We start from the raw sequence: 23,217 nt of genomic DNA on the forward strand, positions 1-23,217 counted from the left end.
GATCACCTGCCAAAAACAAACGGCCCGGGATTGCTCCCGGGCCGCTGGTCTTTGACGAAGACTTCGTCGTTTAGGCGTCGGCGTTTTCGGCTTCGGCTTCCACGGCGATGATTTCCGGCAGGGGCTCCATGGCCTCTTCGCGGCTGGCGGAGAGGGCTTCGTCGCGCTTGGCGGCGATGCGCTGGAGGCTGCGCAGATAGGAGCCCGTGCCCGCGGGGATCAGACGTCCCACGATCACGTTTTCCTTCAGGCCTTCGAGGGTGTCGGTCTTGCCCTGCACCGAAGCTTCGGTCAGCACCCGGGTCGTTTCCTGGAAGGACGCGGCCGAGATGAAGCTGCGGGTCTGCAGCGAAGCCTTGGTGATGCCCAGGAGGACCGGCTGGGTAATGGCCGGACGTCCGCCGCGGGCTTCCGCCTTGGCGTTCTCCTCGAGGATTTCCGGCATGTCCAGGTGATCGCCGCGCAGGAGGCCGGTGTCGCCGGGCTCGATGATCTCGCCCTTCTGCAGCATCTGGCGCACGATCGTCTCGATGTGCTTGTCGTTGATCGGCACGCCCTGCAGTCGATAGACCTCCTGGATTTCGTCCACGAGGAATTCGGCCAGGGCTTCAATGCCCAGGATGCGCAGGATGTCGTGCGGATCCGGGTTGCCGTCGATCAGGTACTCGCCCTTGCGGATGATGTCCCCGTCGTGGACGGCGATGTGCTTGCCCTTCGGGATCAGGAATTCGACGGGTTCGCCGCCATCCTCCGGGGTGATCTTGATGCGGCGCTTGTTCTTGTAGTCGCGACCGAACTCAACACGACCATCCATTTCGGCGATGACCGCGCAGTCCTTCGGACGGCGAGCTTCGAACAGTTCAGCAACCCGCGGCAGACCGCCGGTGATGTCCCGGGTCTTGGCGCTTTCCGTCGACATACGGGCCAGAACCTCGCCGGGCTTGATCTCATCGCCGTCGCCGACGGAGAGAATGGCGCCCACGGGCAGGAGGTAACGGGCCTCGCCGCCGTTGGAGATCCGGCGATAGGCGCCGTCGGCGTCGATGACCGCCATGGCCGGACGCAGGTCCGTCCCCTTGGTCGAGGCGCGCCAGTCGATGACCACCCGGCTCGAGATGCCTGTGGCTTCGTCGGCTTCCTCGCGGAAGGAGATGTTTTCCACCAGGTCCTCGAAGCGGACGCGACCGCCGACTTCGGTGATGATCGGGGTCGAATAGGGGTCCCATTCGGCCAGACGCTGACCGCGCTTCACCTTGTCGCCATCCTTGGCCTTCAGGCGGGCGCCGTAAGGCGGCTTGTAGGATTCCCGATCCTTGCCATCCACCTGAACCGTCAGGATCAGGTTGCGGCTCATGCAGATCAGCGCGCCGTCAGGAGCGACCACGGTGTTGCCGCCGACGATCTTCACGGTGCCGTTGTTGGTGCTTTCGAAGAAGGACTGCTCAGCCACCTGGGCGGTGCCGCCAATGTGGAAGGTGCGCATGGTCAGCTGGGTGCCGGGCTCACCGATGGACTGGGCGGCGATGACGCCGACAGCTTCACCCATGTTCACCGGCGTGCCACGGGCCAGGTCGCGGCCATAGCAGGTCGCGCAGACGCCGAGCTTGGCCTCGCAGGTCAGGACCGAACGGACCTTGATCGACTGGACGCCCAGGGCATCGACCTTGTCGCACATGTTTTCGTCGAAATAGGTGTCGGCCGGGATGACGACTTCGCCGGTGTCCGGATCCTTCACGTCTTCCGCCGAGAAGCGGCCCAGGACGCGCAGGCCCAGCGAGACGAGGACGTCGCCGCCCTCGACAACGGCCCGCAGGGTGATGCCCCGGGTGGTGCCGCAGTCTTCCTCGTTGATGATGCAGTCCTGCGCCACGTCCACCAGACGACGGGTCAGGTAACCCGAGTTGGCGGTCTTCAGCGCGGTGTCGGCCAGGCCCTTACGGGCGCCGTGGGTGGAGTTGAAGTACTCCTGGACGGTCAGGCCTTCCTTGAAGTTCGAGATGATCGGCGTTTCGATGATCTCGCCGGACGGCTTGGCCATAAGGCCGCGCATGCCGCCGAGCTGCTTCATCTGGGCCTGCGAACCACGGGCGCCGGAGTTGGCCATCATGAAGATCGAGTTGATCTCGAGTTCGCGGCCGTCAGGAGCCCGCTTCACGGTGGAGATTTCCGCCATCATTTCGTCAGCGACCCGGTCCGTAGCCTTGGCCCAGGCGTCAACCACCTTGTTGTACTTCTCGCCCTTGGTGATGAGGCCGTCAGCGTATTGCTGCTCGTACTCTTCCACCAGCTTGCGGGTCTGCTCGACGATCGGCTTCTTCTTTTCCGGGATGATGATGTCATCCTTGCCGAAGGAGATGCCGGCCTTGGCGGCCTCGCGGAAGCCCAGACCCATGATCTGGTCGGCGAAGATCACCGTCGCCTTCTGACCGCAGTGGCGGTAGACGATGTCGATGAGGTTGCCGATTTCTTTCTTGGTCAGGTTCTTCTCAAGCAGGCGGTGACCCACGGCCGGGTGGTGCGGGAACAGGGCCGAGATCTTCATCCGCCCGGGGGTGGTGTCGATCAGCTTGGTCCGCAGAACGCCTTCGGCGTCCATTTCAGCATGCCGCGCCTTGATCTTGGAGTGCAGGGTCACGACACCGGCGTCGAGGGCCGCGTCGATTTCCGCCATCTGACCAAAGGCCTTGCCTTCGCCCGGCTCGCCATCGCGGGCCAGGGACAGGTAGTAGAGGCCCAGAACGATATCCTGCGACGGCACGATGATCGGGCGACCATTGGCGGGCGACAGGATGTTGTTCGTCGACATCATCAGGACGCGGGCTTCCAGCTGGGCCTCGAGGCTCAGCGGGACGTGCACGGCCATCTGGTCGCCGTCGAAGTCGGCGTTGAAGGCGGCGCAGACCAGCGGGTGCAGCTGGATGGCCTTGCCTTCGATCAGCTTGGGTTCGAAGGCCTGGATGCCCAGACGGTGCAGGGTCGGCGCGCGGTTCAGGAGAACCGGGTGCTCTCGGATGACTTCATCCAGGATGTCCCATACCGCGGGCTGTTCACGCTCCACCATGCGCTTGGACTGCTTGACGGTGCCTGACAGCCCCTTGGCGTCCAGACGGGCGTAGATGAAGGGCTTGAACAGTTCGAGCGCCATCTTCTTGGGCAGGCCGCACTCGTGCAGCTTGAGTTCCGGACCCACGACGATGACCGAACGGCCGGAATAGTCGACGCGCTTGCCGAGCAGGTTCTGACGGAACCGGCCCTGCTTGCCCTTCAGCATGTCAGCCAGGGACTTCAGCGGGCGCTTGTTGGCGCCGGTGATGACCCGACCGCGACGGCCGTTGTCGAACAGGGCGTCGACGGATTCCTGCAGCATCCGCTTTTCGTTGCGGATGATGATGTCCGGCGCGCGGAGCTCCATCAGGCGCTTGAGGCGGTTGTTCCGGTTGATCACCCGGCGATAGAGGTCGTTCAGGTCGGAGGTAGCGAAACGACCGCCGTCCAGGGGCACCAGGGGGCGCAGTTCCGGCGGGATGACCGGCACCACCGACAGAACCATCCACTCGGGCTTGTTCTTGCTCTCGATGAAGCTCTCGATGAGCTTCAGGCGCTTGGAGGCCTTCTTCAGCTTCATTTCCGAGGTGGTGACCAGCAGCTCTTCGCGCAGACGGTCAGCTTCCTTGGACAGGTCGATGCCGCGCAGCAGGCCCTGGATGGCCTCGGCGCCGATCTCGGCGGTGAAGCTGTCGTCGCCGAACTCTTCCTGATAGCGCATGTAGTCGTCTTCCGAGAGCAGCTGGTGCTGCTTCAACGGGGTCAGGCCCGGCTCGGTGACGATGTAGTATTCGAAATAGAGGACGCGCTCGATGTCCTTCAGGGCCATGTCCAGCATCATGGAGATGCGGCTGGGCAGGGACTTCAGGAACCAGATGTGGGCGACCGGGCTGGCCAGTTCGATGTGGCCCATGCGCTCGCGCCGGACGCGGGCCAGGGTGACTTCAACACCGCACTTTTCGCAGATGATGCCCTTGTACTTCATGCGCTTGTACTTGCCGCAGAGGCATTCGTAATCCTTGGTCGGGCCAAAGATACGGGCGCAGAACAGACCGTCCCGCTCGGGCTTGAAGGTCCGGTAATTGATGGTCTCGGGCTTCTTGATCTCGCCGAAGGACCACGAGCGGATCTTTTCGGGCGAAGCCAGAGCGATACGGATGCGGTCGAACGTCGGAGCGGCGGCGACCGGGTTGAAGATATTCAGGACTTCCTGGTTCATGAGCTTTCCAGATCGTCAGTCGTTTCAAAGGCGAATTGGGAGGAGCTGACGGCCCCTCCCCTCGCACGAGGCGGTATCGAAGTCCGGCGGTTAGCCGTTCTCCAGCTCCACATTCAGGCCCAGGGACCGCATTTCCTTCACGAGAACGTTGAAGCTCTCCGGAATGCCGGCCTCGAAGGTGTCGTCGCCGCGGACAATGGACTCGTAGACCTTGGTCCGTCCCGCCACGTCGTCGGACTTCACCGTCAGCATTTCCTGCAGGGTGTAGGCGGCGCCGTAGGCTTCCAGAGCCCAGACCTCCATTTCCCCGAAACGCTGACCGCCGAACTGGGCCTTGCCGCCCAGCGGCTGCTGGGTAACGAGGCTGTACGGACCGATGGAGCGGGCGTGGATCTTGTCATCCACCAGGTGGTGCAGCTTGAGCATGTAGATATAGCCCACGGTGACCGGACGCTTGAAGCGTTCGCCCGTCTGGCCATCGTACAGGGTCGACTGACCCGACCGGTCGAGACCCGCCTTTTCCAGCAGGTTCTCGATGTCGTCGATGTGCGCGCCGTCAAAGACCGGGGTCGCGAAGGGCACGCCCTTGGACAGGTTCTTGCACAGCTCGATCAGCTCTTCCTCGGTGTCGGGCAGCTCCTGATCGGGGCCGTAGACGCTGCGGAGATGATCGATCAGGGCCTGCTTCTGTCCGCCATTCTGCCAGGCTTCCATAAGCTCGGCGATCTGACGGCCAAGACCGGCTGCGGCCCAACCCAGGTGGGTTTCGAAGATCTGACCCACGTTCATCCGGCTGGGCACGCCCAGGGGGTTGAGCACGATGTCGACGTTCTGGCCGTTTTCCAGATAGGGCATGTCCTCGATCGGAAGGATCTTGGAGATAACCCCCTTGTTGCCGTGACGGCCGGCCATCTTGTCGCCGGGCTGAAGCTTGCGCTTCACGGCCACGAAGACCTTGACCATCTTCATCACGCCAGGAGGCAGTTCGTCGCCGCGCTGCAGCTTGTCGACCTTGTCCTCGAAACGACGGTCCAGGCGCTTGCGGGCTTCGTCGAACTGGCGGCGCATGGCCTCCAGCTCACCCATGGCCTTTTCGTCTTCCATGGCGATCTGCCACCAGAGACCGGGCGCGATTTCGTCCAGCTTCTCGGCGGTGACTTCGCCACGGCCCAGGCCCTTCGGACCGGAAACGGCGACCTTGCCGACGATCAGCGTACGCAGACGGCTGGTGACGTTGCGGTTCAGGATGGCGAACTCGTCGTCGCGGTCCTTGCCCAGACGGTCGATTTCGGCCCGTTCAATGGCCAGGGCGCGTTCGTCTTTTTCGACGCCATGACGGTTGAACACCCGGACCTCAACCACCGTGCCGGCGACGCCGGGGGGCAGCTTCAGCGAGGTGTCGCGAACGTCGGAGGCCTTTTCACCGAAGATGGCGCGGAGCAGCTTTTCTTCCGGCGTCATCGGGCTTTCGCCCTTTGGCGTGACCTTGCCCACCAGGATGTCGCCCGGCAGGATTTCGGCGCCGATGGCGACAATGCCGGCTTCGTCGAGGTTGCGCAGGGCTTCTTCACCAACGTTGGGAATGTCGCGGGTGATTTCTTCCGGACCGAGCTTGGTGTCCCGGGCCATCACTTCGAACTCTTCAATGTGGATCGACGTGAAGACGTCGTCCCGCACGATGCGCTCGGAGATCAGGATGGAGTCTTCGAAGTTGTAGCCATTCCAGGGCATGAAGGCGACGAGGGTGTTCCGGCCCAGGGCCAGTTCGCCCAGGTCGGTCGACGGACCGTCGGCGATCACGTCGCCCGTATTGACCTTGTCCCCCACGCGGACCAGCGGGCGCTGGTTGATGCAGGTCGAGGTGTTGGAACGCTGGAACTTCTGCAGGCGATAGATGTCGACGCCCGAACGGGTCGGGTCGTTGTCTTCCGTCGCCCGGATGACGATCCGGGTCCCGTCCAGCTGCTCGACCACGCCGGTGCGGCGGGCGACCACGACGGCGCCGGAGTCCACGGCCACGATGGCTTCCATGCCGGTGCCCACCAGGGGGGCGTCGGACTGGATCAGAGGCACAGCCTGCTTCTGCATGTTCGAGCCCATGAGGGCGCGGTTGGCGTCATCGTTTTCGAGGAAGGGGATCAGCGAAGCGGCGACAGACACCACCTGCTTGGGCGACACGTCCATCAGGTCGACGTCGGCCTTGGGCAGGAGCGAAGGTTCGCCATTGATCCGGCCGGGGACCAGATCCTCGACGATCTCGCCGTCGATGATCTTGATATTGGCCTGGGCGATGACGTGCTTGGCCTCTTCCATGGCGGACATGTAGACCACGTCCTCCGTGGTCTTGCCGTCCTTGATCCGGCGGTAGGGGCTCTCGATGAAGCCGTACTTGTTGACCACGGCATGGGTGGCCAGCGAGTTGATCAGGCCGATGTTCGGGCCTTCCGGCGTTTCAATCGGGCAGATCCGGCCATAGTGGGTCGGGTGCACGTCGCGGACTTCGAAGCCTGCGCGCTCGCGGGTCAGACCACCCGGGCCAAGGGCCGAGAGACGGCGCTTGTGGGTGATTTCCGACAGCGGGTTGGTCTGGTCCATGAACTGCGACAGCTGGGAGGATCCGAAGAACTCCCGGACGGCTGCAGCGGCCGGCTTGGCGTTGATCAGGTCGTGCGGCATGACCGTGTCGATATCGACCGAGCTCATGCGCTCCTTGATCGCCCGCTCCATGCGGAGCAGGCCGACGCGGTACTGGTTTTCCAGCAGTTCGCCGACCGAACGGACCCGGCGGTTGCCGAGGTTGTCGATGTCGTCGATTTCGCCGCGGCCATCGCGCAGGCCAACCAGGGTCTGCAGAACCGCCAGAACGTCTTCCTTGCGCAGGACGCGGACGTCGTCGGGGCAATCCAGCTCCAGGCGCATGTTCATCTTCACGCGGCCGACCGAAGACAGGTCATAGCGTTCGCCGTCGAAGAACAGCGACTTGTACATGGCCTCGGCGGCTTCCACCGTCGGCGGCTCGCCCGGACGCATGACGCGATAGATGTCGAACAGGGCGTCTTCGCGGGACGAGTTCTTGTCCACGCGCAGGGTGTTGCGCATGTAGGCGCCCATGGTCACATCATCGACGTCCAGGACGTCGAGGGTGTTGAAGCCTTGATCGGCCAGGGCCTGGATCAGGGCGACATCGAGCTCGTCGCCGGCTTCGGCGTAGATTTCGCCGGTTTCCATATTGACCAGGTCGCGGGCCATATAGCGGCCCGTCAGGGCTTCCGGCGGCAGGAGCAGGGTCGAAAGACCACCGTCTGCGAACTTCTTGGCGTTACGGGCCGAAACCTTCTGGCCGGCCGGAGCGATTTCCTCGCCCGTCTCGGCGTTGACCAGGGGGTATTCCGGCTTCACGCCGCGCCAGCGCTCGGCCTTGTACGGGGTGGCCCAGCCGCCATCGCGCTTCTCGAAGGGAACGCTTTCATAGAAGGTCGACAGGATTTCTTCGCCATCCATGCCCAGCGCCATCAGGAAGGTGCTGGCCGGCAGCTTGCGGCGACGGTCGATACGGACGAAGACGATGTCCTTGGCGTCGAACTCGAAGTCCAGCCAGGAACCGCGATAGGGAATGACGCGGGCGGCGAACAGCAGCTTGCCCGACGAGTGGGTCTTGCCCTTGTCGTGGTCGAAGAACACGCCGGGCGAACGGTGCATCTGTGAGACGATGACCCGCTGGGTGCCATTGACGATGAAGGTGCCCTTCTCCGTCATGAGCGGGATATCGCCCATATAGACGTCCTGCTCCTTGATATCCTTCACGGAGCGGGCGCCGGTTTCTTCGTCGGTTTCGAACACGATCAGGCGAAGCTTGACCTTCAGCGGCGCCGCATAGGTCATGTCGCGCTGGACGCACTCTTCGACGTCGTACTTGGGCTCCTCAAATTCGTAGGAGACATATTCCAGCACAGCGCGCTCGTTGAAGTCCTTGATCGGGAAGACCGACCGGAAGACCGCTTCGATGCCCTCGATGCGGCGGTCCGCCACACGGGTCTCTCTCTGCAGGAACTGTTCGTAGGAGGAGCGCTGAACCTCGATCAGGTTCGGCATCTGCACGGCTTCGGGGATGCGGCCGAACGAGTGACGGATCCGCTTTTTACCGGTGAAGGATTGCGCCATTTTTTTCCCTTGAGCGACGCCCGGAACGGTTTCCGCGCGTCAAGTCGTGTTCAAATCCTGCGTCCACCCTCAACCCCCAGACGGGAGCCGGACACTGGAAGCCCCTAACAACGCCAGGGGCGTTCCCTCGCATGGCCGGAGGGTAACGGGCCATGCCTCGGAACGAATGCGCACGCAGAATCGTGTCTAGAGCGAAGTCGGATTTTGCGGAGCCGCCCAGTTAGGGGTTTTGCTCACGGAAGAAAAGCCCTTTGCACAGTTTTTTTTGGGAAGCCCCCTCGCCCGCGCCTCGCAATTCGGTCTAGCCAGCATGAGTCGTGCGGCTGAAGCCGCAAAATGGAGGCTCCCATGACCCGCGCCCCGGACCGTCGCACCGTGGCCCTCGGCCTTACCTCACTGGGCCTGGCCGGAGCAACGACGCCGCCACCCGTATTGATCGCCCCGGAAAATGGTCCGGGAACCCTCAGCGCCGGACTGATCGCCCGCGGCCCGGACGGCCGGGTGCTGCGACAATTGGCGCTCGGCCGCGCCTGGGGCCCCGATGGTGTTTTCAACACCTTTACCCTCGAGGCCCCGTTCAGGGTGGCGTCAGTCTCGAAGATGATCGCCACGGTCGCCATCCTTCCCCTCTTTTCGGCAAAGGGGGTCAGTCTTGACTCCGACGCTTCAGATCATCTCGGCTTCCGGCTGAGGCATCCGGCCTTTCCGGACACGCCGATCACCCCCAGCATGCTGCTCTCCCACACCAGCGGCCTGCGGAACGGGCCGAGCTATCCCGTGCCCCTCGGTCACGCGCTCAGCGAAGCCTTCCTGCCAGGCGGGCGCCATTATGATGAGGGCCAGTGGTTCGGGCCGGCGACTTATCGCCCGGGCGCCTGGTTCACCTATGCCGACGTGAACTTCGCCCTCCTGGCCCAGATGGCCGAAGCCCTCAGCGGTCAGCGCTTCGACCTTTTCATGCACCAGGCCCTGTTCAGCCCCCTTGGCCTGGACATTGGCTTTAACTGGAGCGGCGTTTCGGCAGGGAGGCGCGCCCGTGCGGCGGCAGGCATGCGCTGGCTGGATGGCGCCTGGACACCCCAGGTCGACGCCCCGCCACCGCCCTTCCCCGAGCTCTTCCTGGCGAAGGCGAAGGACGTTCCCGGCGTCAGCCTCGACGACTATCAGCCCGGAGCCAATGGCTTCCTGACCTCCCCGCTTGGCGGTCTGCGTCTGGGCCTCAAGGACATGGACCGTCTGGCCCGGGTGTTTTCAGCAAAGGGCCGTTGGCGTGGCCGGCAGGTCATGGATCCCAAGGTCATCGCCATGATGGAAGCGCCTGCCTGGCGCCTGGACCTGTCCCACCCGAACGGACAGACCGACGAAGGCGTTTTCCAGAGCTATGGCCTGGGCATGCAGACCCCCATGGGACGCCCCGGTCCCTCAGGAGACGCCTTCTTCGGCCCCGACACCGCCGACTGGCGCGGACACCTTGGGGACGCCTATGGCTGGATGACCGGCCTGTTCTGGAATGTAAAGGACGGCCGGACCATCGTCTGGGCGATCAACGGCATGCCGGAAACCGATCGCCCGGCGGGCCTGCGGTCAACCCTGACCAGGCCCGAGGAAGTTCTGGTGGACTGGGGCCTGTCCAAATGAAAACGGGCCCGGAGGTTTCCCCCCAGGCCCGCTCTGAAACATAACGCTGGAAGCGTCTGTCTTACTTCACGGTGACCTTGGCGCCGGCTTCGGTGAGCTTCTTGGCGACTTCGTCGGCCTGTTGCTTCGAAACGTTTTCGACGACGTTCTGAGGAGCGCCTTCGACCAGGTCCTTGGCTTCCTTCAGGCCGAGGTCCGGACGGACGCCGCGGACTTCCTTGATCACGTTGATCTTCTTGTCGCCGCCGTCGGTGAGGACAACGGTGAACTCGGTCTGCTCTTCAGCAGCTTCAGCCGGGGCGGCGGCGGCGGCGGCGGCCACGGCCACCGGAGCAGCGGCGGAAACGCCCCACTTGTCTTCGAGGAGCTTCGAGAGTTCCGAGGCTTCCAGAACGGTCAGGGCGGAGAGGTCTTCGACCAGCTTTTCAAGCTTAGACATAGGGTTTTATCCTTTAGGTGATGAGGTTGGTTATCTGGGAAATACCGATCAGGCGGCGTCTTTGGCGGCGTAGGCCGACAGAACGCGCGCAATCTGCGCACCAGGGGCTTGCAGGACGCCGGCGATCTTGGTCGCAGGCGCTTGAAGCAGGCCGATGAGCTTGCCGCGGAGTTCGTCCAGCGAAGGCAGGGTGGCGAGCGCCCCGATGCCCTTGTTGTCCAGAACTTCCTTACCCATGAAGCCGCCGATGATGGCGAGCTTGTCGTTCTCTTTGGCGAACTGGGTTGCGACCTTGGCGGCGGAGACAGGGTCTGGCGCATAGGCGATGGCGACGGGGCCAGCGAAGAGGGCGTCGCCCGCTTCACCGATCGAGCCGGCAAGTGCCTTTTGAGCCAGGGTGTTCTTCACCACCTTCAGATGGGCGCCTTCCTTGCGGAGGCGGCCCCGAAGATCGGTCATTTCCGCAACAGTCAGACCCAGATTGTGGGTCACGACCACGGCGCCGGCCTCTTCGAAAACGCCCTTGAGCGTCTCGATCGAAACCTGCTTTTGAGCGCGGTCCATTGCGGTCTCCATACTCAGGTCCGACCTCGGGACAATTCCCGAAGCCGCAATATGATCCTGAAGCCCGGTTGCCCGGACCCTTGGATCAGCCTGTCCTTGAGAAGCCGCAGTCTCCGACGCCCAGGCGCTGACGCGCCGAGCCAATGGAAACCTCATCTCCCCGTCTCCCCGCGATCACGGAAGGGCTCTTCCGCCGATTATGGTCTCCGGTGGCCCCGGAAACCTCGCAGTTCATGGACAGGATCGGGGGCGAACCCCCGAACCCGCCTCCCCTTGGCGGAGGAGGCGAAACTCTAGAAGGGGCGGCGTGTACACGAGCCGCGGGGGAAACTCAAGCGCCCTGCTGCGGACGGTCAAGGATATGGGCCGCCAGGACTGCGGCCTTCTCCAGGTCCTTGGGTCGACCGAAGGTCTTAAGGATCCTGACCTGATCATCGAGGTCCGGCGCCGGCCACATCCTTCCGGCGAAGTGGTGATGGGCCACGGGCCCGGGATCCAGAGGTGTCCAGCCGTAGGGGCCCCGCACCATCAGATCACCCATCACTTCCACACGCCCGTGGGTGAAGTCGTAGGTCGAAAACCGCGACCTGAACGGCGCTTCGCCATCAAGGGGGTATCCCGTGTCCCTCCGGATCGCCCAACGGGCCTCCAGGGCCTGGGCGCCGATGGCGGTCGTCAGGATGTCGATGTCCTGACAGGACGGCCAGTCCACCCCGGCCACCATCAGGGCAGCGCTGCCGATCAAACGCCAGGGATGATCCATGGTGTCGAGATCGGCCGCCAACTCTTCCAGCAGATCTGCCAGCTCGTCTCGGGTCATGCCTTGGTCCATTCAGCTGGTCGCTTTTCGGTCCAGGCGCGGACGCCCTCCTTGTAGTCCGGCTCGCGGATCATGGCCTCCAGCAGTCGCTCGGCGGCGACTACCGAAGCCGCCGCGTCGCGATGCAGGTCCCGATAGATCTGGCGCTTCGACTCCCGTGCAGATCCCGGGGCGACATTGCGCGCCAGGGTTCGGGCATAGTCCAGCACCTGGGCCATGAGGTCTTCCGGCGCGATCAACCTGTTCAGGAACCCCATGGCCATGGCCTCTTCAGAGGTGAAGGTCCGGCTAGACAGCAGAATGTCATTGGCGTGAGTCAGACCGACAATCCGTGTCAGGACCCAGGACAGGCCGAACTCCGCCGGGAAGTTGAACCGTCCGTGCGCTGCTGTGAACTTGGCGCCAGGCACGCAGAACCGCAGGTCCGCAAAGGCCGCCAGGACCAGGCCGACCCCGGCCGCCGGACCATTGATCGCCGCAATGACCGGCTTTCCGATCCCGAAATGATAGGCGAAGGTTGCGTCGAACGCCGGATCGACGCCAAAGCCCGGCATGGAGATGGTGTCATCGGTCCCGCTGTCATAGCGGCCCTTCTCGGCGTGCCCGTCCAGGGCGCCAAGGTCAGCTCCTGCGCAGAAGGCCTGACCTTCCGGATCACCGGTCACAACAATCACCCGGACCGCAGGGTCCTGATCGGCCTGGGCCAGTATCCAGCGATACTCCGTGTGCATGCGCCCGGTCCAGGCATTGCGACGCTTGGGCCTCGCCAGGGTGACCACGGCCACCCCCTGATCGACCTCGTACCGTGTGGCCTTGAGCTCCATGGAGTCCTCCGGGCGGCGACCTTGCCTATGGTTTCAGTAGGGTGAGCCGTCCTTGTGTTTGAAGCAACCGTCTGCAGATGCGCTCATCAGGTCAATGTCCGAGCAGATGGTGACGTCGGCCTCTGACCTGGCCCCCACTTCCAGGTAGATCGCCGTCACCTTGGACCGGTTGATCAGGTGGTGACCATCGCCCGTTCCCTTGGGAAAGGCCGCACTGTCCCCGGCGCGCAGGAGGGTTTCGCCGCCGTCCTCCACCAGGACCAGTTCGCCTTCGATGACGTAGACGAACTCGTCCTCATCAGAGTGCCAATGACGCTGGCTGGACCAGTTTCCAGGCGGCAGCCGCATGAGGTTGACGCCGAAGTCCGTCAGGCCGCCAGCGTCGCCAAGGCGCTTGCGGATACGCTCAGCGCAGGGCTGGTCAAAGGGCGACGGATAGCCAACGCCCCGGCGTTCCGGAACCGCGCCGAGGTCAACCTTTGGCATGCCCCTGCTCCATGATCAGGCCCGCTCGAAGATGGCGGCAATGCCCTGCCCGCCGCCGATGCACATGGTCTCCAGACCATAGCGCCCGTCGCGACGTTGCAGCTCCCGCAGCAGGTTGGCCAGGATCCGGCCGCCAGTGGCGCCGATGGGGTGGCCCAGGGAAATCCCCGACCCGTTGACGTTCAGCCGGTCGCGCTCGTCCCAGCCCCATCCGCGCAGAACGGCCAGGACCTGGGGCGCGAAGGCCTCGTTCAGCTCCACCAGATCGATGTCATCCCAGCCCATGCCGGTGCGGGCGAACAGGCGCTCGACCGCCGGCACCGGGCCAATGCCCATGCGGGAGGGCTCACAGCCCGCCGCCGCCCAGCTGACGAACCAGCCCATGGGATCCAGGTTCAGCTCGGCCAGCTTGTCTTCACTGACCACCAGGCAGGCGGCCGCCGCATCATTCTGCTGGCTGGCGTTGCCGGCGGTGACCACCCCGCCCTTTTCGATGGCGCGCAGCTGGCCAAGGCTTTCAGCGGTCGCGTCGGCGCGGACGCCTTCATCCTTGGCGAAGATGATGGGATCACCCTTCTTCTGCTTGACCGAGACCGGCACCAGCTCGTCGTCGAACTTGCCCGCCGCCCAGGCCGCCGCCGCCCTCTGGTGGCTCATGGCGGCGTATTCATCGCACTCTTCCCGGCTGATCTGATAGTCGCGCGCCAGGTTGTCGGCCGTCTCGATCATGCCGGAAATCACGCCGAACCGCTCGATGGGCTGGCTCATCACCCGGCCGCGGGACAGGCGGTCGTGCATGGTGACAGACCCCATCCGCGCGCCATTGCGCATGTCGGTGGTGTAGTACTCCACATTGCTCATGCTCTCGACGCCGCCGGCGACGACGATGTCGGCAACGCCCGTCTGGACCATCATGGCCGCATCGATCACCGCCTGCAGGCCAGAGCCGCAACGGCGGTCCAGCTGATAGCCCGGCACGCTGATCGGCAGGCCCGCCGCCAGGGCCGACCAGCGGGCGATGCAGGGCGCCTCGCCCGAGCCATAGCCCTGGGCGAAGATCACGTCGTCAATGCGCTCGGGGTCGATCTTCGTCCGTTCCACCAGGGCCTTGAGCACCTCGGCCCCCAGCTCTCCGGCGGTCAGGCTGGACAGGCCCCCCTGAAACTTTCCAACAGCCGTGCGGATGGGCGAGACGATGGCGGCGCGTTTCATGACAGGCTCCAGGATTGCAAGGATGGGCGCAGGCGATAGGGCCTGATCGGTCAGTTGTATAGCGGCGAGAAGCTGAAGACCCAGGGCGTGTCAGTATCGACGCCCACCGAAACGGCCTTGAGATCAGGGGCGCCATAGACCTGCAACCGCGTGATGTTGCCATAGAGCGGCGGCTTGGACTCGCCCTGCCCCACCCGGAACGGGCGGTCGACAATCAGATCATGGAAGTCGCCATTGATCAGCAGGACCGGCTTGCCGAACTGGGAGCCCAGGTCGCGGATGGCCAGGGCCACCCAGTAGTACGGCCCCTCGGCGCCGCCGCGCAGTTGCTTTCCGGAGAACTCATCGCCCTGCTGATCGAAGAACATGCCCGCCTGCATGGCGATAACAACGGCCTTGGCCTTGCTGGCCTTGGCCTGGGCGAAGGTCGCCTTGATCCATTCCACATTGGCGCGATTGCGTTCAATCGCTTCAGTCGCCCGGACAGGATCGACCATGGTGAAGCCATTGCCTGATCCGGGCACGCTGATCGTGGCGAAGACAACGCCGCCCTTCTCCCATCTGGCATTCTCAACCACAGCCTTGAAATCAGAGACATCCGGCTGCCGAACCACAGGCATGGGGTGTGCCCCCAGGCTCTGGGGCTTTCCGAAATAGAGTTTGCGGATCAGGGCAAGGGCCCCGAGGGGATTGTCAAAGCCCTCGCCCTTCATATTGGCGTCCAGACCACGGAGCGGCAATAGGAGGACATAGTCCTGCGGCGTCGCCTTGCCGGCGACATACCGGGTATAGGCCTCGAGCACCTCCGGCTTGCGGCAATCCGTCCATTCATTGTCGCCGGGCGTATAGACCACAGGCTGCTCATATCGGGCGAACCAGCCGAGGACCCGCTTGTGCTCGTCTTCGGTACAGGGCGAGGCGCCCCAGATATCGCCAACATGGATACTGAAGGCCGGCTGGGAGGCGTTTATGCGGCTGATCAGGGCGTCATAGACTGGATAGTCGACGGCGGGATTGTAGGCCGTATCGCCCAGGGCGACGAAGTTGAACTTCTCCGCCAGGGCGGTCCCCGACAGGCTGAGCGATATCAGAACCCCGCTTGCAAGGGCCGCAAGACGCCTCTGAAGCATGACCTTCCTCCCTCTCGTTACCGCGACAATAGCTGAGGGAAGCCGGGGGACAATCTTTTGCCCACGAAAAAGGGCGCTGCATGACTGCAGCGCCCCTGTCTTTCGCAGATCGAAGACGGTGAGGCTTAGACGCCGACCGTGTTGGTTTCGACCTTGAAGCCCGGTCCCATGGTCGAGGACAGGCTGATACGCTTGATGTAGACGCCCTTGGCGCCGGACGGCTTGGCCTTGTTCAGTGCGTCAACCAGGGCCCGGACATTGGCCAGGATCTGGTCATCGGTGAAGCTCGCCTTGCCGATGCCGGCGTGGATGATGCCGGTCTTTTCGGTGCGGAACTCGATGGCGCCGCCCTTGGCGTCCTTCACGGCCTGAGCCACGTTGGGGGTCACGGTGCCGACGCGCGGGTTCGGCATCAGGCCGCGGGGGCCCAGCACCTTACCCAGACGGCCGACGAGGGCCATCATGTCGGGGGTGGCGATGACGCGGTCAAAGTCCATGAAGCCGCCCTGGATGCGTTCAACCAGCTCTTCAGCGCCGACAATGTCGGCCCCGGCGGCGGTGGCTTCAGCAGCCTTGGCGTCCTTGGCGATGACGGCGACGCGGACGTCGCGGCCGGTGCCGGAAGGCAGGTTCACCACGCCGCGGACCTGCTGGTCAGCGTGACGGGGGTCGACGCCCAGATTGACGGCGATTTCGACGCTTTCATCAAACTTGGAGGTGGCGTTGGCCTTCACCAGTGCGACGGCAGCTTCCACCGGATGGGCGACAGTGCGGTCGCCCGTGCGGGCCTTGATGCGCTTGGTCAGCTTGGTCATGTCTTAGGCCTCCACAATCGACAGGCCCATGGACCGGGCGGAGCCTTCGATGATCTTGGCCGCGGCCTCGATGTCGTTGGCGTTCAGGTCCTTCATCTTGTTGGTCGCGATCTCGCGCAGCTGGGTGCGGGTGATCGAACCGGCCGTATCCCGGCCCGGCAGCTTCGAGCCGGACTTCAGGTTCAGGGCCTGCTTGATGAAGTGGGTGGCGGGCGGAGTCTTGGTGATGAAGGTGAAGGACTTGTCCTGATAGACGGTGATGACCGTCGGCAGGGGCGTGCCCTTGGTTTCCTTCTCGGTACGGGCGTTGAACTCCTTGCAGAAGCCCATGATGTTGACGCCGCGCTGACCCAGAGCCGGCCCGATGGGCGGCGAAGGCGTTGCGGAGCCCGCGGGCACCTGCAGCTTGATATAGCCCAGAATTTTCTTGGCCATGTTTCTCCTCTTTGACCGGTTTCCGGTCGGTTGAGCCGTGGTGCGGAGACTGGCGCTCCTCCCACGGGTTTGTACGGGTGGTTAGGAGACCTTCTCCACCTGCCCGTATTCGAGCTCGACCGGCGTGGCGCGTCCGAAGATGGACACGGTCACGCGCAGGCGGGCGCGTTCTTCGTCGACCTGTTCCACCGAGCCGTTGAAGCTGGCGAACGGGCCATCCGTAACCCGCACGGTCTCGCCGATCTCGAACTGGATGGTCGGCTTGGGCCGCTCCACACCTTCTTCGATGGCGCCGATAATGCGGGCGACTTCCTTTTCCGAGACGGGCATGGGCTTGTTCTGGCTGCCCAGGAACCCGGTGACCTTCGGTGTGTTCTTGATGAGGTGATAGGCCTCGTCGGTGAGCTCCATCTTCACCAGGACATAACCCGGGAAGAACTTGCGCTCGGCGTTGATCTTCCGGCCGCGACGGATTTCGATCACGTCTTCGGTGGGGACCAGGATGTCGGAGAAGTTTTCGTCCAGACCCTGGGAATGGGCCTGTTCACGAATGGACTCGGCCACCTTCTTCTCGAAGTTCGAGTAGGCGTGGACGATATACCACTTGTGGCGGGGATTGGCGGCGACGACGGGCGCTTCGGCGTTCATGTCTTTTGGATCAACCCCCGTTCACGAGTTTCAGTATCAGCGCAATGCCCGTCCCGAAGATCCAGTCGACCAGGGACAGGAAGATCGCGGCCATGACCACCATGATCGCCACCATCACCGAAGTGATCCAGGTTTCCTTGCGGGTGGTCCAGGTGATCTTGCGAGCTTCAGAGCGGACTTCCCGGAAGAACTGGGCGATGCTCACCCGCTTCTTGGGGGCCGCCGGCGTCGTCGCCAGAGGCGAGGCAGGGGCGATCGCCGCAGCCGTCTTGGCGGCGCGGTTCCTCATCGCTGTCGGCGTTGAGCCGGGTTTCCTGGCCATCGAAGGTCTCGAAACTCTCTACAATGAAGGCGGCGATCCGCCCTCGGGGTCTAATATAGGCGCTTATTGGCAGGAGTGGAGGGACTCGAACCCACGACCCTCGGTTTTGGAGACCGATGCTCTACCAGCTGAGCTACACTCCTACGAACCTTACCCTTGCGGGTCTGGCCTCCAGCCAATGAACAACGCGCCGGAAAGGCTCCCGGCGCGCATCCCTCAACTAGAGCCGGGTCGTTTAGCAGCGACCATGCCTCGGAGCAAGGGTGACAAACACCAAGATTGGGCTGAACAGCGCTGGAGCACCCTTCAATGCGCTTGGCGAGTGCAAGGTCATATTCGGTTTCAGGCTGCTCTGATGCGCCCGGTCACACCGGATCAGCCCTTGGCGGGCAGACTTGCCATCAACTGAAATACACCAGGCTCGACACTTATGCCCTTGCCCACCCTTTTAGATGGCAATTATCGTGGGAAAACATTCTCAGGTAGCAGTTTGGGTTTGGGAGGCAGAAAATGCGATCAAGGGATCAGAGATTTCCACTTTTACTGGTTCTGGGCGCCATGGCATTAGCGCCCGCATCCGGATTGGCCCAGGCAAGGGGCGCCCCGCCGCCTCCTGGTGACTATTGGCAGTCCTGCCAGAACATAACCACCTTCGGGTATGGCCGTGACGCCATGATGACCGGCCAGTGCAAGGACAGGTTCGGGCGCTACCAGTCCACCAGCCTAAAGTTCGGCTCCTGCTCCTCGGTGGTCAATCTGAATGGCCAGCTGACCTGCGGATCCCTGACGCCCGGCGGCGGGAATGGCGGCGGCGGCCGCGGTTCCACCCTGAGCCTCTACAGGTACGCCAATCATGACGGCCACCTGATCGACACGACCCGCGAGTACTCGAACCTTCCTCGCCAGTACAATGACATGGCCATCAGCCTGAAGATTTCCGGGCGGGGCAACTGGGAAGTCTGCGCCGACGCCAACTTCCGCGGCAACTGCCAGACCTTTGACAGGGACGTTCCGGACCTGCGTCGCTACGGGCTTGGAGAGACCATCAGCTCCGTTCGCCCGGTGGAGTCCCACGGAGGCTACCCCCCTCCGCCTCCACCGCCGCCAGCCCCGCCCTGGAATGGCGGCGGACAGCACGGTGGAACGAGCCTCAACCTGTACAGTGTGGTCGGCTTCTCCGGACAGGCCTTCGAAGCCCGAATGAATTACAGCAACCTGCCCCGGGTCCATAACGATCAGGCCCAGAGCCTGCGGATCAACGGACGCGGCGCCTGGGAAGTCTGCGCAGACAGCGACTTCCGTGGTCACTGCGAAACCTTTGACCGCGATGTGGCGGACCTCCGCCGCTTTGGCCTGAGCCTTTCCATCAGCTCGGTCCGGCAGGTCCGTTAGGCGACAAGGGGACGGGGCCCTGGCCCCTCCCCGACCCGCTTCATTGCGCAATAAAAAAGGCCGCCCGGGTTTCCCTGGGCGGCCTCTTCTATGGGGTGGTGTCTGAAGACTACTCGATGATCTTCGAGACGACGCCGGCGCCGACCGTACGGCCGCCTTCGCGGATGGCGAAGCGCAGGCCCGGATCCATGGCGATCGGGGTGATCAGCTCAACGTCCAGCTCGGCATTGTCGCCAGGCATGATCATTTCCACGCCTTCACGAAGACGGATGATCCCCGTCACGTCGGTGGTGCGGAAGTAGAACTGAGGACGATAGTTCGTGAAGAACGGCGTGTGACGACCGCCTTCTTCCTTCGTCAGGATATAGGCCTCAGCCGTGAACTTGGTGTGCGGGGTGATCGAGCCGGGCTTGCAGAGAACCTGACCGCGCTCAACGTCTTCACGCTTGGTGCCGCGCAGCAGAACGCCGACATTGTCCCCGGCCTGACCCTGGTCAAGCAGCTTGCGGAACATTTCGACGCCGGTGCACACCGTCTTCTGCACAGGGCGGATGCCGACGATCTCGACTTCCTCACCGACCTTCACAATGCCCTTCTCGATACGACCGGTCACAACCGTGCCGCGGCCCGAGATGGAGAACACGTCTTCCACAGGCATCAGGAACGGAAGGTCCACAGGACGCTCCGGCTGCGGGATGTAGGCGTCGACGGTTTCCATCAGAGCCAGGATCGACTGCTCACCGATCTTCGGATCGCCGCCGTCAATGGCCACCTTGGCAGAACCCATGGTGATCGGAATGTCATCGCCCGGGAACTCGTAGGACGACAGAAGTTCGCGAACTTCCATCTCCACCAGTTCCAGCAGCTCGCTGTCGTCAACCAGGTCGACCTTGTTCATGTAGACGACCAGGGCCGGCACGCCGACCTGACGGGCCAGCAGGATGTGCTCGCGGGTCTGGGGCATCGGGCCGTCGGCAGCGCTCACCACCAGGATGGCGCCGTCCATCTGGGCCGCGCCGGTGATCATGTTCTTCACATAGTCAGCGTGGCCAGGGCAGTCGACGTGGGCATAGTGACGGTTGGCCGTCTCATACTCGACGTGAGCCGTGTTGATCGTGATGCCGCGGGCCTTTTCTTCAGGCGCCGCGTCAATGTCCGCGTAGGCCATGGCCTTCGCGCCGCCGGCCTTGGCCAGCGTCATCGTAATCGCCGCCGTCAGCGTCGTCTTGCCATGGTCAACGTGACCAATCGTGCCGATGTTGCAATGCGGCTTGTTGCGTTCGAATTTCTCTTTGGCCATGGGGTTCCTGCCGGCGGTCTAGAAGGTTGGAGCGGGTAGCGGGAATCGAACCCGCATATTCAGCTTGGAAGGCTGCTGCACTACCACTGTGCTATACCCGCAGAGATCGACGCCCTTTCGAGCCTCTTGAATAATGCTTTCGCTCCGGCGCGTGGTGGGGGAAGTAGGACTCGAACCTACGAAGGCTGACGCCAGGGGATTTACAGTCCCCCCCCTTTGCCACTCGGGACATTCCCCCAGCGCGCACAGAGCCCTATCAAGGCGCAGATTTTCGTCCGGCCTCAATTTGGAGCGCGTCTTATAGTGGCCTCGCACACCGAACGCAACGCAAGCCGCAAGGCCTTTCGAAAACCAGGCGGAAAGCCCGGTCCTGCGGGCTTTAAACCCCGACGGGACGCGGTGTCTGACGACTGGTTGTGGGGTTTTCACCCCGTGGTCGCCGCCCTGGAGAACCCGAAAAGGCCTGCGCCCATCCGCCTGATGGCCACCGCCGACCGGGGAAAGGAGCTGGAAAAGCGATTCGGCCGACTGCCGGTTCTCGAGGTGGTCGAGGGTCAGGCCATCAGCCAGATCCTGCCCCAGGGCGCCGTCCACCAGGGTCTGGCCCTGCGAATCCTCGAGGCTGATTCGCTGACCGTTGAGAATTTCGAGCCGGTCAGGGGCGCCGTCCTGCTCATGCTGGACCAGGTCACGGACCCGCAGAATGTCGGCGCCATCCTGCGCTCGGCCGCCGCCTTCGGGGCCAGGGGGGTCATCATCCAGGATCGCCACGCCCCGAAACTGTCCGGCGCCCTGGCCAAGGCCGCCGCCGGCGCCGTGGACAAAATTCCGGCGGTGCGGGTCATCAACCTGTCCCGCGCCCTTGAAACCCTCAGCGAGGCCGGCTGGCGCACGGTGGGTCTGGCAGGAACCGGCGAGCGCAGCCTGGAGCAGGCCCTGGACGGCGCCCCCGTGGTCCTGGTCCTGGGATCTGAGGGTGAAGGCCTTCGCCGGCTGGTGGCGGAACACTGTGACGAACTGGCGAAAATTCCCATGCCGGGGGGCTTTGAGAGCCTGAACGTCGCCGCCGCCGCAGCCGTAGCGTTGTATGAGGCCAGCCGCATTCGCCCCTGAGGTGAAACCCATACTATGACACCGAATTTCCCTCTTTAACGGCTGGAGAATTGTGTGTTGGAATGGGTGAAAGCCCGCCTTGCGCCCGAAAACCGGAGCATGGCGATGCTGAAGGAACAGAATATGGCGACTGGTCTCCAAAAGGGCGTCCGCCTGAGCGTCTCGCTCATCGCACTCAGCTTCCTGGCCAATTGCAGCCCGCCGCCGCCGGTGGACCTGCCTGCCGCCCCGCCTGTCCGGGATGGCGCCGACAATGGCCAGTCGCCTGACGCCAGTGGTGACCGCAGCGGCCTGCTGGGCGGGCCGGTGGCAGGCCCTGACGCCGTGACCTCCTCCAAGGCTGACAAGCTGATCCGGACCATGCGCCCCGACGGCGTCGAAGTGATCACCAACCGCCCCATCGCCAATCCTGGTGAGACCGCCTATGGCCGCCGTGGCGTCCGCCATCACGCCGCCGCCCCTACCCCGCGCATGGCCCCTGAACATGTGGCGCACGCCGCAGCCCCCCGGGTTGCAGCCCGTCCGGCGCCGGTCGCCAGGCCTGTGGTTCGCCCCGCCGCGCCAACCATGGTCAGGCCCGCCGCCCCCAAGGTCCTTGTCCCCGCGCCGGTGATCAAGCCGGCCCAGGCGCCGCAGGTGATCGCGCCGCCGGTGATCGCCGCGAAGCCATTTGTGGTTCCTCCCGCCGTAAAACTGGCGGCCCCCAAGGTTGACGCCCCCAAGGTGGATCCCGCCAAGGTCGCCGTCGCTGCGGCCGCAGCGGCCCAGGGCGTGCGGATGATCCCGGCCCTGGCCTCCACCGATCCCCGCCTGGCAGGTCTGCAATCGGATCTGCTGCCGACCCTGACCGACGGCGCGAAATTCGTGGTCGACCCCGGCATCGCCAAGGGCCAGGCCGGCCCGGTGTCCCTGACCCTGCCCGCCACCCTGTTCAGCGACATCCGCGACAAGGCCGCCCGCCACGGCCTGGACCGTTTCGCCCAGCAGACCAGCGTCACCGCAACCCTGACCGGAACCGGCTATGAGGTCATTCCCGCCAGCCCCCTGACCAACGAACTGTCCAAGGACAAGGCCACGGTCTTTACCTGGCAGGTCGCCCCCCAGCCGGTGGCCCGCACCCCCCTGCATGTGGATCTGGCCGCCAGCCTGACCGGCGGCTCGACCACCCTGGCCCTGCCCCTGGCCGGTCTGGAGCCCAAGGGCGCCGCCGTCGCTGGCGAGGCCGCTGACCTGTCTGGCAAGAAGCAGTTCCTCCTGCCGGGCCTGTCGGCCGGAGCGTCAAAGTCGGTGGTGGCCGCCGGCCTGCTGATGGTCGGGATCGCCTTCCTGGCCTTCGCCGCCCGCCGCAGCAATGACAGCCAGAGGGAAGAGGAACGCCGCCGTCGCCAGCGCGACGCCATGATGTTCAACGCCCCGGCCCCTGCACCTGAGCCCACCCCGGCCCCAGCGCCGGCGCCCATCATCACCCCGCCCGCACCGTCCGTCGCACCTTCGGGCGATGGCCGCAGCATTGTCCAGGTGATCGCCGAGGCCGTGTCCGACCTGCGCGACGCCGACGGCAAGGACACGCCAAAGAAGTAGGCCAGAGCCCACCTCCAGAAACGTCAAAGCCCGGCGTCACCGCCGGGCTTTTTCGTGGGCCGATCCTGTACGA

18 protein-coding genes and 3 tRNA genes are annotated in these 23,217 nt (G+C 64.1%); 4 read left to right on the forward strand and 17 right to left on the reverse strand.

What is annotated here, in order from left to right:
• Positions 1 to 70: 70 nt before the first annotated feature.
• On the reverse strand, positions 71 to 4,264 hold the full coding sequence (gene rpoC / locus CFE28_12090; protein OYU70668.1) for a DNA-directed RNA polymerase subunit beta': 4,194 nt from the start codon (positions 4,262 to 4,264) through the stop codon (positions 71 to 73).
• 90 nt (positions 4,265 to 4,354) lie between these two features.
• Entirely contained in the window at positions 4,355 to 8,425 is a 4,071-nt protein-coding gene (gene rpoB, locus CFE28_12095) for a DNA-directed RNA polymerase subunit beta (GenBank protein ID OYU70669.1), read from the reverse strand.
• Between the two features lie 336 nt (positions 8,426 to 8,761).
• Between rpoB and CFE28_12100 the strand changes: the two genes are divergently transcribed.
• Complete coding sequence (locus CFE28_12100) at positions 8,762 to 10,063, forward strand: hypothetical protein (protein ID OYU70670.1); 1,302 nt, start codon at positions 8,762 to 8,764, stop codon at positions 10,061 to 10,063.
• Between the two features lie 61 nt (positions 10,064 to 10,124).
• On the opposite strand, the gene CFE28_12105 is transcribed toward CFE28_12100, so the two are convergent.
• The 12 genes from CFE28_12105 to CFE28_12160 form a co-directional block, all read right to left on the reverse strand.
• Complete coding sequence (locus CFE28_12105) at positions 10,125 to 10,502, reverse strand: 50S ribosomal protein L7/L12 (protein ID OYU70671.1); 378 nt, start codon at positions 10,500 to 10,502, stop codon at positions 10,125 to 10,127.
• 48 nt (positions 10,503 to 10,550) lie between these two features.
• Positions 10,551 to 11,066: a 50S ribosomal protein L10 gene (locus CFE28_12110; GenBank protein OYU71690.1), complete on the reverse strand. Its 516-nt coding sequence runs from the start codon at positions 11,064 to 11,066 to the stop codon at positions 10,551 to 10,553.
• Positions 11,067 to 11,397: 331 nt separating this feature from the next.
• On the reverse strand, positions 11,398 to 11,898 hold the full coding sequence (locus tag CFE28_12115; GenBank protein OYU70672.1) for a hypothetical protein: 501 nt from the start codon (positions 11,896 to 11,898) through the stop codon (positions 11,398 to 11,400).
• A complete protein-coding gene (locus tag CFE28_12120; protein OYU70673.1) occupies positions 11,883 to 12,710 on the reverse strand; it encodes an enoyl-CoA hydratase in 828 nt (275 codons plus the stop codon). Before CFE28_12120 ends, CFE28_12115 begins: the two co-directional genes overlap by 16 nt.
• A gap of 33 nt (positions 12,711 to 12,743) precedes the next feature.
• The gene (locus CFE28_12125) at positions 12,744 to 13,196 is read right to left on the reverse strand and encodes a transcriptional regulator (GenBank protein OYU70674.1); all 453 of its coding nucleotides are present in this window, start codon (positions 13,194 to 13,196) and stop codon (positions 12,744 to 12,746) included.
• 15 nt (positions 13,197 to 13,211) lie between these two features.
• Positions 13,212 to 14,408, reverse strand: coding sequence for an acetyl-CoA acetyltransferase (locus CFE28_12130; GenBank protein OYU70675.1), 1,197 nt, complete (start codon positions 14,406 to 14,408; stop codon positions 13,212 to 13,214).
• 50 nt (positions 14,409 to 14,458) lie between these two features.
• Positions 14,459 to 15,538, reverse strand: a complete 1,080-nt coding sequence (locus CFE28_12135; protein OYU70676.1) for a hypothetical protein — start codon at positions 15,536 to 15,538, stop codon at positions 14,459 to 14,461.
• Between the two features lie 125 nt (positions 15,539 to 15,663).
• Entirely contained in the window at positions 15,664 to 16,353 is a 690-nt protein-coding gene (locus tag CFE28_12140; protein ID OYU70677.1) for a 50S ribosomal protein L1, read from the reverse strand.
• 3 nt (positions 16,354 to 16,356) lie between these two features.
• On the reverse strand, positions 16,357 to 16,788 hold the full coding sequence (rplK, locus tag CFE28_12145) for a 50S ribosomal protein L11 (protein ID OYU70678.1): 432 nt from the start codon (positions 16,786 to 16,788) through the stop codon (positions 16,357 to 16,359).
• An 81-nt stretch (positions 16,789 to 16,869) separates the two neighbouring features.
• Positions 16,870 to 17,436 carry a transcription termination/antitermination protein NusG gene (locus CFE28_12150; GenBank protein ID OYU70679.1) on the reverse strand — a complete coding sequence of 189 codons (567 nt, stop codon included), beginning with the start codon at positions 17,434 to 17,436 and terminating at the stop codon, positions 16,870 to 16,872.
• A gap of 10 nt (positions 17,437 to 17,446) precedes the next feature.
• Positions 17,447 to 17,758, reverse strand: coding sequence for a preprotein translocase subunit SecE (gene secE / locus CFE28_12155; GenBank protein OYU70680.1), 312 nt, complete (start codon positions 17,756 to 17,758; stop codon positions 17,447 to 17,449).
• A 67-nt stretch (positions 17,759 to 17,825) separates the two neighbouring features.
• Positions 17,826 to 17,901: transfer RNA gene (locus CFE28_12160), tRNA-Trp, on the reverse strand.
• 367 nt (positions 17,902 to 18,268) lie between these two features.
• On the opposite strand from CFE28_12160, the gene CFE28_12165 reads away from it, so the two are divergent.
• Positions 18,269 to 19,150 carry a hypothetical protein gene (locus CFE28_12165; protein OYU70681.1) on the forward strand — a complete coding sequence of 294 codons (882 nt, stop codon included), beginning with the start codon at positions 18,269 to 18,271 and terminating at the stop codon, positions 19,148 to 19,150.
• Between the two features lie 109 nt (positions 19,151 to 19,259).
• Here CFE28_12165 and tuf read toward each other — a convergent pair whose 3' ends face one another.
• From tuf to CFE28_12180, 3 genes are all read right to left on the reverse strand, one after another.
• Positions 19,260 to 20,450 carry an elongation factor Tu gene (tuf, locus tag CFE28_12170; GenBank protein ID OYU70682.1) on the reverse strand — a complete coding sequence of 397 codons (1,191 nt, stop codon included), beginning with the start codon at positions 20,448 to 20,450 and terminating at the stop codon, positions 19,260 to 19,262.
• A gap of 27 nt (positions 20,451 to 20,477) precedes the next feature.
• Positions 20,478 to 20,551, reverse strand: a tRNA-Gly gene (locus CFE28_12175).
• A gap of 51 nt (positions 20,552 to 20,602) precedes the next feature.
• Positions 20,603 to 20,688, reverse strand: a tRNA-Tyr gene (locus tag CFE28_12180).
• Positions 20,689 to 20,753: 65 nt separating this feature from the next.
• Between CFE28_12180 and CFE28_12185 the strand changes: the two genes are divergently transcribed.
• On the forward strand, positions 20,754 to 21,563 hold the full coding sequence (locus CFE28_12185; GenBank protein OYU70683.1) for a 23S rRNA (guanosine(2251)-2'-O)-methyltransferase RlmB: 810 nt from the start codon (positions 20,754 to 20,756) through the stop codon (positions 21,561 to 21,563).
• 57 nt (positions 21,564 to 21,620) lie between these two features.
• Positions 21,621 to 23,144: a hypothetical protein gene (locus tag CFE28_12190; protein ID OYU70684.1), complete on the forward strand. Its 1,524-nt coding sequence runs from the start codon at positions 21,621 to 21,623 to the stop codon at positions 23,142 to 23,144.
• Positions 23,145 to 23,217 lie beyond the last annotated feature (73 nt).

It is taken from the genome of Alphaproteobacteria bacterium PA2, from assembly GCA_002256425.1.
Lineage (GTDB): Bacteria > Pseudomonadota > Alphaproteobacteria > Caulobacterales > Caulobacteraceae > Phenylobacterium.